Source organism: Mesorhizobium sp. M2A.F.Ca.ET.042.01.1.1 (assembly GCF_003997405.1).
Classification (GTDB): Bacteria; Pseudomonadota; Alphaproteobacteria; order Rhizobiales; family Rhizobiaceae; genus Mesorhizobium.
Genome location: NZ_RZRX01000302.1, coordinates 1 through 6,421, shown reverse-complemented (window position 1 = coordinate 6,421; position 6,421 = coordinate 1). Strand labels below are relative to the sequence as shown.

8 protein-coding genes are annotated in these 6,421 nt (G+C 61.0%); 3 read left to right on the top strand and 5 right to left on the bottom strand.

What is annotated here, in order from left to right; translation table 11 throughout:
- Positions 1–2 precede the first annotated feature (2 nt).
- The 4 genes from EOA23_RS30000 to EOA23_RS29985 all read right to left on the bottom strand — a co-directional run bounded on the left by EOA23_RS30000 (position 3) and on the right by EOA23_RS29985 (position 2,151).
- On the bottom strand, positions 3–512 hold the full coding sequence (locus tag EOA23_RS30000) for a PAS domain-containing protein (RefSeq protein ID WP_127306793.1): 510 nt from the start codon (positions 510–512) through the stop codon (positions 3–5).
- Between the two features lie 570 nt (positions 513–1,082).
- Positions 1,083–1,523: a GFA family protein gene (locus EOA23_RS29995; RefSeq protein WP_127306792.1), complete on the bottom strand. Its 441-nt coding sequence runs from the start codon at positions 1,521–1,523 to the stop codon at positions 1,083–1,085.
- Between the two features lie 208 nt (positions 1,524–1,731).
- Entirely contained in the window at positions 1,732–1,947 is a 216-nt protein-coding gene (locus EOA23_RS29990; protein WP_348628595.1) for a hypothetical protein, read from the bottom strand.
- A gap of 36 nt (positions 1,948–1,983) precedes the next feature.
- Entirely contained in the window at positions 1,984–2,151 is a 168-nt protein-coding gene (locus EOA23_RS29985; RefSeq protein WP_116390104.1) for a Thivi_2564 family membrane protein, read from the bottom strand.
- A 142-nt stretch (positions 2,152–2,293) separates the two neighbouring features.
- On the opposite strand from EOA23_RS29985, the gene EOA23_RS35870 reads away from it, so the two are divergent.
- Together EOA23_RS35870 and EOA23_RS29980 are read left to right on the top strand one after the other, a co-directional pair.
- On the top strand, positions 2,294–2,431 hold the full coding sequence (locus EOA23_RS35870; protein WP_189341757.1) for a hypothetical protein: 138 nt from the start codon (positions 2,294–2,296) through the stop codon (positions 2,429–2,431).
- 93 nt (positions 2,432–2,524) lie between these two features.
- Complete coding sequence (locus EOA23_RS29980) at positions 2,525–2,689, top strand: DUF3309 family protein (protein ID WP_082048942.1); 165 nt, start codon at positions 2,525–2,527, stop codon at positions 2,687–2,689.
- Positions 2,690–2,704: 15 nt separating this feature from the next.
- Here the strand turns inward: EOA23_RS29980 and EOA23_RS29975 are convergent, their stop codons facing one another.
- Entirely contained in the window at positions 2,705–4,564 is a 1,860-nt protein-coding gene (locus EOA23_RS29975; protein ID WP_245474389.1) for a CHASE3 domain-containing protein, read from the bottom strand.
- A 740-nt stretch (positions 4,565–5,304) separates the two neighbouring features.
- On the opposite strand from EOA23_RS29975, the gene EOA23_RS29970 reads away from it, so the two are divergent.
- A partial coding sequence (locus EOA23_RS29970) for an anion transporter (RefSeq protein ID WP_145966520.1) occupies positions 5,305–6,421 on the top strand: 1,117 nt, incomplete at its 3' end.

Sequence of the window (6,421 nt, the reverse complement as noted above, 5' to 3'; positions counted from 1 at the left end):
CCTCAGGACGATCTTCGCCTCCTCAGCCTTCCGTCAAGCCGTTGCTCGACCTCTTCCTCGACGTTGTCCAGAAGATAGGACAACAGGTCGTGTCCGATCGATCGCGCGATGTCCTTGGCTTGTTCGACGTGATTGTGGATCTCGCGCAGCGACTGTTCCTCGCAGGTGGCATCCTTCGTCAGATCGACGAACCAACCAGGGTAGAGCGCTGCCTCGCCCACACCGTCTACGTAGCATTGGCCGACGGCCAGGATCTTGCGCAGCCCCATCTTTTCCGACCGGACCCTGTAAACTTCCCTGAAGCCAGATTTGCGTTCTATCGCCTTGCGGATCGCCAATCGGACCCTGGGCCGGTCATCCACATCGATGCTTTGCATGCAGCGTTCCAGCGAGGCGCCATGCGAGAATTCGTCGAGTGTCAGGCCGAAATAATCTGAAAGGTTGGCGTCGCCATAGACACGGTCACGCTTGACGTCCCAGGTCCAGAACCCGTCAATCGGTGGATACCGCATATGCATGTTTCGGCCGTGTTCAGGCGCCGACGTCATGAAAACCGCCCCGTCCGGTTTCAAGATTCGGCAGCACTATGTAGCAAAAAATGAAAGAAACAAAGGTGGCCTTTTGTACAAGGTCTGAAATCATAAGCCTTACTGCCTGTGGCAATTCCGAGCGTCATATTTTGATACAACCAGAAAGCAATGGTCTAAAAAATTTCTTAAGCTTAAAGAATTTTCACTTCGATATTGCAGCTGCAGCTTGGTATTTCACGCGCTGAGCACAAGCGGCCGGCAGGAAAAGCAAACCAAAAGGTTGTATTGCGAAAGAGGGTGGCTAAAAATTCTTGCGTTCCGCAAAGCGGATAAAACGCCATGAATGTCGCTGCCTGAAACGTGCAGGTGACGACTCACGGTGAATGCTGCCGGCGGCTGATTGACCGACAAACCTACCGGTGGTTGAAACAGACGGAGCTTGGAGAAAAGCTTGGCATCTCAATCGGCAGCCAGTCCTTTCCGTGCGGCGCCGGAGGGTTTCCTGAACGGCAGGTCATTGCCGTTCAGACTTAAGTCCGCTGGCAATCCGACCTAGGCTGACCTTTGCCGCGGCTCCGGGTCGATTTCATTGCCGGCGGCCGAATCAACTGCGACCCGGTCATGCTCGAACTGATGCGCCTCGGGGAGGGCCTGCAGCCAGGATTCGCGCCGCCCGATCCAGAGCTCATAGTCCGGCACCAGCCCTTCGGTCGGCGCGACGTCAAGGCTGCCGATCGTGACCTCGACTTCCTCTTCGCCAACGAATGGAACGCGGCTTCCGCAGGTGGGGCAAAAACTTCGAGCGCCATAGGTGCTGGTGATCCCGCTGGCTTCGAACGCTTGAAGCGGCCATACGGCATAGGCATGGAAAGCCGATCCGCTTGTCTTGCGGCAATCCTTGCAGTGGCAGAGGCCGACCCGGCGTGGCTCGCCGGCCACGCGGAACTGCACGCCGCCGCACAAGCAACTGCCGGTGCGCGCGATTTCAGGCATTTGCCGTTCCTCCCGCTGTTACACGCAGAACCAAGTCGGGGCCGGCCAGTTCTGCCGCTGGCCCGTACAACCCATATGGGGTTGCTATGGTTCCGCGCGGGACCGCAAGAGGCGGCTATCGGTCGGGAAGGTCGACCGGCTCCTCGCACCGATAGACGCGGCACTCGCCGTCCTTGGCGGGAACGGTTGTTGATATTGGCACTTCCGGCTAGTCGCACTCATTGCCGAATTGCCGCACGAAGCGGCTATAAGCATCCGGACCGGTGGTCAAAACCACCGCATGGTCGCTTTTGATCAGCGCCTGCGTCTGCGCGCAGGTCATGGCGCGCGTGTCCGGCCGGGCGTGGGCGGCGCTCGCGGCGCACAGCAGCGTGGCGGCGCTCAACAAGTTGCCGGCGAGGCATGCGGTCGACAGGGTTCTCATGGACAGCGGGCTTCGGGGTTTCGGTGCTGAATATGGCTAAAAGACCGCAAGATATTTGAGCAATGATATGATTCCGATGATGATGACGATGATCTGCGCGATCTGTCGCGCGCGGGCATCGAGTGGCAAGCGCTGCACGAGATAGAGCACCAGGATCACCACCAGGAAGGTGATCAGGATGCCGATGAGTACCGATACGCCCATAAGCGAGCCTCCGTTATCGCCAGGATTGCCCCAACCGGGCTGCCCCCAACGTCGCGCCTCTGAAAAAGGTTCCGCTAGGCGAAGTGCAACGGGAAGTATTGAGCAGCGTTGTTCAGCACCTTTGAATATTCAGGATGCGAACATGAAGGACATCATCAGCACCGCGGCCATCATTGCGTCGACCGCGATTGCGATCGCGCTCATGTTTTTGGTCCCGATCAGACTTGAAGCCAATCCTGCGCCGCCGATCGTGTCGTCCCAATCGGCCAAGGCCGAATAGCATCGGCCCGGAGCCGGGTGGAACATGCGCGCCCCTTGCGAGTTGATTTCGTGATGAAAAGCGCCGGCTTGCGCTCAGAGAGAGGAAAAGAACATGGGTCTCGGCACAATTCTTATCATTATTCTGATTCTGGCCTTGCTTGGTGGTTTCAGCGGCCTGGGCGGCGGGCCGTTCTACGGCACGGGCTATTATGGCGGCGGCGGTCTCGGGTTGGTTCTTGTCATCGTCATTATTCTGGTCGTGCTCGGACGGATCTAAGAACGGCCGGACAAATCAAGCCAGCGCGTCCCGGAGTTTCGCCTCCAGTTGCTCCAGCGTGAACGGCTTGGCGATGAAGTGCACATCGTGGTCGAGCACGCCATTGTGCACGACGGCGTTGCGCGTGAAGCCGGTCATGAACACCACTTTCAGGGAGGGGGAGTGCTTGCGAGCCCGTTCGGCGAGTTGCCGGCCATTCATGCCCGGCATTACAATATCCGTCAGCATCAGCGCGATGGCGGCGTTCTGACCGAGTTTCTCCAAGGCTTCGTCACCACCCGCGGCTTCGATGACGGTATAGCCGAGCTCCAGCAAGGCTGCGACCGTCGAAGCACGCACGCGAGCATCGTCCTCGACGAGCAGCACGGTTTCGGTTGCCGGAAAATCGCTCCTGCCGCCGGTCTTTACCGGCGGCGCCGCTTCCTCCGGACCGGTGAAGCGCGGAAGATAGATCCTGATTGTCGTGCCCTCGCCGGGCTCCGAATAGATCTTGACGTGTCCGCCGGATTGCTTGACGAAGCCGAACACCTGGCTGAGACCGAGCCCGGTTCCCTTGGTCGCGGGCTTCGTGGTGAAGAATGGCTCGAAAGCCTTGGCCATGATGTCCGCCGCCATACCCGCGCCGGTGTCCGTTACCGCGATCATGACATACTGACCGGCCTTCACTTCGGGATGCGCCGCCGCATAGGCCTCGTCGAGATGGCAGTTGGCGGTCTCGATGGTGAGCTTGCCCTCTTCATCCATGGCGTCGCGTGCGTTGACCGCCAGGTTGATGATGGCGTTCTCGACCTGGTTCGGGTCGGCATGAGTTTTCCAAAGTCCGCCCGCCAGCACCGTTTCGATCTCGATCGCATGGCCGAGCGTGCGCCGTAAAAGGTTCGACATGCCGGTGACGAGGCGATTGGCATCGACGATCTGCGGCGCCAGCGGCTGCTGCCTGGAAAAGGCAAGCAGCCTGGCGGTGAGGTTGGCGGCGCGTGCCGCGGCATCGGCCGCCGCCTCAACGAAGCTCTGCACGTCATGCTCGCCGCGAGCGAGCTTGCGCTGCGCGAGGTTCATGGCGCTGGTGATGACAGCCAGCATATTGTTGAAATCATGCGCGATGCCGCCCGTGAGCTGGCCCACCGCCTCCATCTTCTGCACCTGGCGAAGCTGCGACTCCGCCTTCTCACGCGTGTCGATCTCGTTCAGCAGCGCCGCGTTCTTGGCGCTCAATGCGTCCTGCGCGGCAGCCACTTCTCGGAAGCGGCGGCTGGACTGGCGGATCGTATAGATGCCGAGCAGAAAGATGCCCAGCAGCGCCGCGAATGAGCCGATGCGCAGCCAGCCTTCGATCTGTTCCATCCGCTCCGCACGGGCAGCGAGGTTCGCACCGTCGATGCGCCGGATCGCATCGATGTTGGCGCGGATCTGGTCCATGTCCAGCTTGCCCCTGCCGCCGCGCACGATGTCCAGCGCTTTCGCCGTGTTGCCCGTGTCGTAGAGCCTGATCGTCTCAGCGAGTTCCGCTTGCTTGCGGGCAAGCGCGTCCTTGATGCCGGCCACCTGCTGCGCCCGATCGCTGCCGACCGGAAACATCTCATCGACGCGCTTGAGCAGCGCCGGCAGCGCCTCGACCGCATGCCGGTATGGCAGCAGATAGTTCTTCTCGCCGGTCAGCAGATAGCCGCGCTGGCCGGTCTCGGCGTCCTGGGCGAGCGAAAGCAGGCTCGAAAGCGTTTGCTGGGCTTCAATCGCTTCACGGCTGGCGTCGCGGTCGGCGATCTGCGCTTCGGCGAGAATGGCGCGCGCGGTTATGATCAGCGCGACAACGGCAAAGCCGGCAAGAAGCGGAAGCGCTTGCCATCGCAGGGCGCGTCGCAGTCGGACGATCATTGCTTTGCGGGGGCCTGAGGAAAATCGTGAAATTCGCCAAGTGGTAGGCGTCGGTGACGCGCAAGGCAATAGCCAGGTCCGGCGGGCTTTGATCACAACAGCCCCGGCGGACCTGCCTATGTCAAACTTTAATGACGGCGGCGTTCGGCCAATGCCAGAATACAGGATTCCGCGGCGGCGGCGCTGTGGTCGATCGGCGGCTGTCGGGTACCGATAGAGCAATTCCAGGAAAAGTGTGAGAGGTTTTCCGTCCGGAATTGCGTAATAACAAAGAGATAGAGCGGTTCGCTGTTTTTCCGTGAAACGGTGAAACGCTCTAGCCGCCGCGCCCGCTGCATTCGAGACAGGCGATGCTGTGTCCTGGGCAGTTAATCCGGTGGGTACCCTCCGGGCAGCAATGGCCGTTGGAGCTTAGCCAGCGCGCGCAAACGAAAACTTTTTTGGCCCCGTGACAGCGGGGGCATTCCTGCGGACGCATCAATTCCTCCCGCGATAGGACGCGATGTTCCGCTTCAACGACCGTGTTCATCCGTTTAGTCCCCCAACGCCTGGATTATCGGTCAGATATGTTAATTCACCGTTCTTTACATTAGGGTTTAGGAATGTGAAAGCCATGAAAGCGCCATCACGCTTTGCTGCGCTTGCACACTTTCCCTTTCCGCCGCCCTTGTTAAATGTGAGGCCGAGCCGTCCTCCGGCCGATTCTGGCGGACAGGGCAGGCAACGGGAACCTTCTTGCAATGACATGGACCGGCGCGGGCGCGCTCTTCATCCTCGTGCTTACCTATGCCGGCGTCGCGGTTGGCCGCATTCCTGGGCTGCGGCTTGACCGCGCCGGGATCGCGCTGCTCGGCGGTGCCGCCATGATCACCATCGGTGCGATCAGCATCGAGGATGCCTACAAGGCCATCAATTTCGACACGATCACGCTGCTCCTCGGCATGATGATTGTGGTCGCGCATCTGAAGGTTTCGGGCGCGTTTCGGGCGCTTGGCGGCTTTGCCATCGAACACGCCCATGCGCCCTTCATGCTTCTGGTCATGGTGACGCTGTTGACCGGCGTGCTCTCGGCCTTCCTGGTCAATGACGCGATCTGCCTGGTGATGGCTCCGATCGTCGTTCATGTCACCCGCGTCATCAACCGCAACCCGGTGCCCTACCTCATCGCCACCTGCACCGCCTCGAACTGCGGCAGCGTCGCCACCATCACCGGCAACCCGCAGAACATGGTGATCGGCGCGCTGTCCGGCATTTCCTATCCGGCCTTCACGCTGGCGCTCGCGCCGGTGGCCCTGTTCGGCCTGCTCTGCGTCATCGTCATCATACGCATCATCTACCGCGCCGAATTCTCCCGCCCCGCCGAACTCAGCCCGGAAGTGTATCGAGGGCGCATGCTGCCCGGACAGGTGCTGAAGGCCACCATCGTCTGCGTGCTGCTGGCGCTCGCCTTCTTCGCCGGCGTTCCCGTCGCCAAGGCGGCGCTGATTGCCGGCGCTTTCCTGCTGGTCACCCGGGCCATCAAGCCTCGGCGCATCTATCGCGAGATCGACGGGCCGCTGCTCTTCATGTTCGCCGGCCTGTTCGTCGTGGTGGCTGGCGCCGAGCGCACGCTGCTCACGCCCGACATGATCGCCTGGGCGAAGAACATCGGCCTCGACGATGTCTGGCGGCTTTCGGGCTTCACCGCGGTGCTCTCCAACATCATGAGCAATGTGCCGGCGGTGCTGGCGCTCCGTCCCTTCATTCCCGGGCTGGAGAACCCGGAGCGCGCCTGGCTGGTCGTGGCGATGAGCTCGACGCTGGCCGGCAATTTCACGCTGCTCGGCTCGGTCGCCAACCTGATCGTCGCCCAGCAGG

What these genes read in the sequence shown, in the direction of transcription:
- EOA23_RS29975 (WP_245474389.1), bottom strand. Translation starts at nt 4,564, where the DNA reads ATGATCGTCCGACTGCGACGCGCCCTGCGATGGCAAGCGCTTCCGCTT.
- EOA23_RS29995 (WP_127306792.1), bottom strand. Translation starts at nt 1,523, where the DNA reads ATGCCTGAAATCGCGCGCACCGGCAGTTGCTTGTGCGGCGGCGTGCAG.
- EOA23_RS29985 (WP_116390104.1), bottom strand. Translation starts at nt 2,151, where the DNA reads ATGGGCGTATCGGTACTCATCGGCATCCTGATCACCTTCCTGGTGGTG.
- EOA23_RS29980 (WP_082048942.1), top strand. Translation starts at nt 2,525, where the DNA reads ATGGGTCTCGGCACAATTCTTATCATTATTCTGATTCTGGCCTTGCTT.
- EOA23_RS35870 (WP_189341757.1), top strand. Translation starts at nt 2,294, where the DNA reads ATGAAGGACATCATCAGCACCGCGGCCATCATTGCGTCGACCGCGATT.
- EOA23_RS30000 (WP_127306793.1), bottom strand. Translation starts at nt 512, where the DNA reads ATGCGGTATCCACCGATTGACGGGTTCTGGACCTGGGACGTCAAGCGT.
- EOA23_RS29990 (WP_348628595.1), bottom strand. Translation starts at nt 1,947, where the DNA reads ATGAGAACCCTGTCGACCGCATGCCTCGCCGGCAACTTGTTGAGCGCC.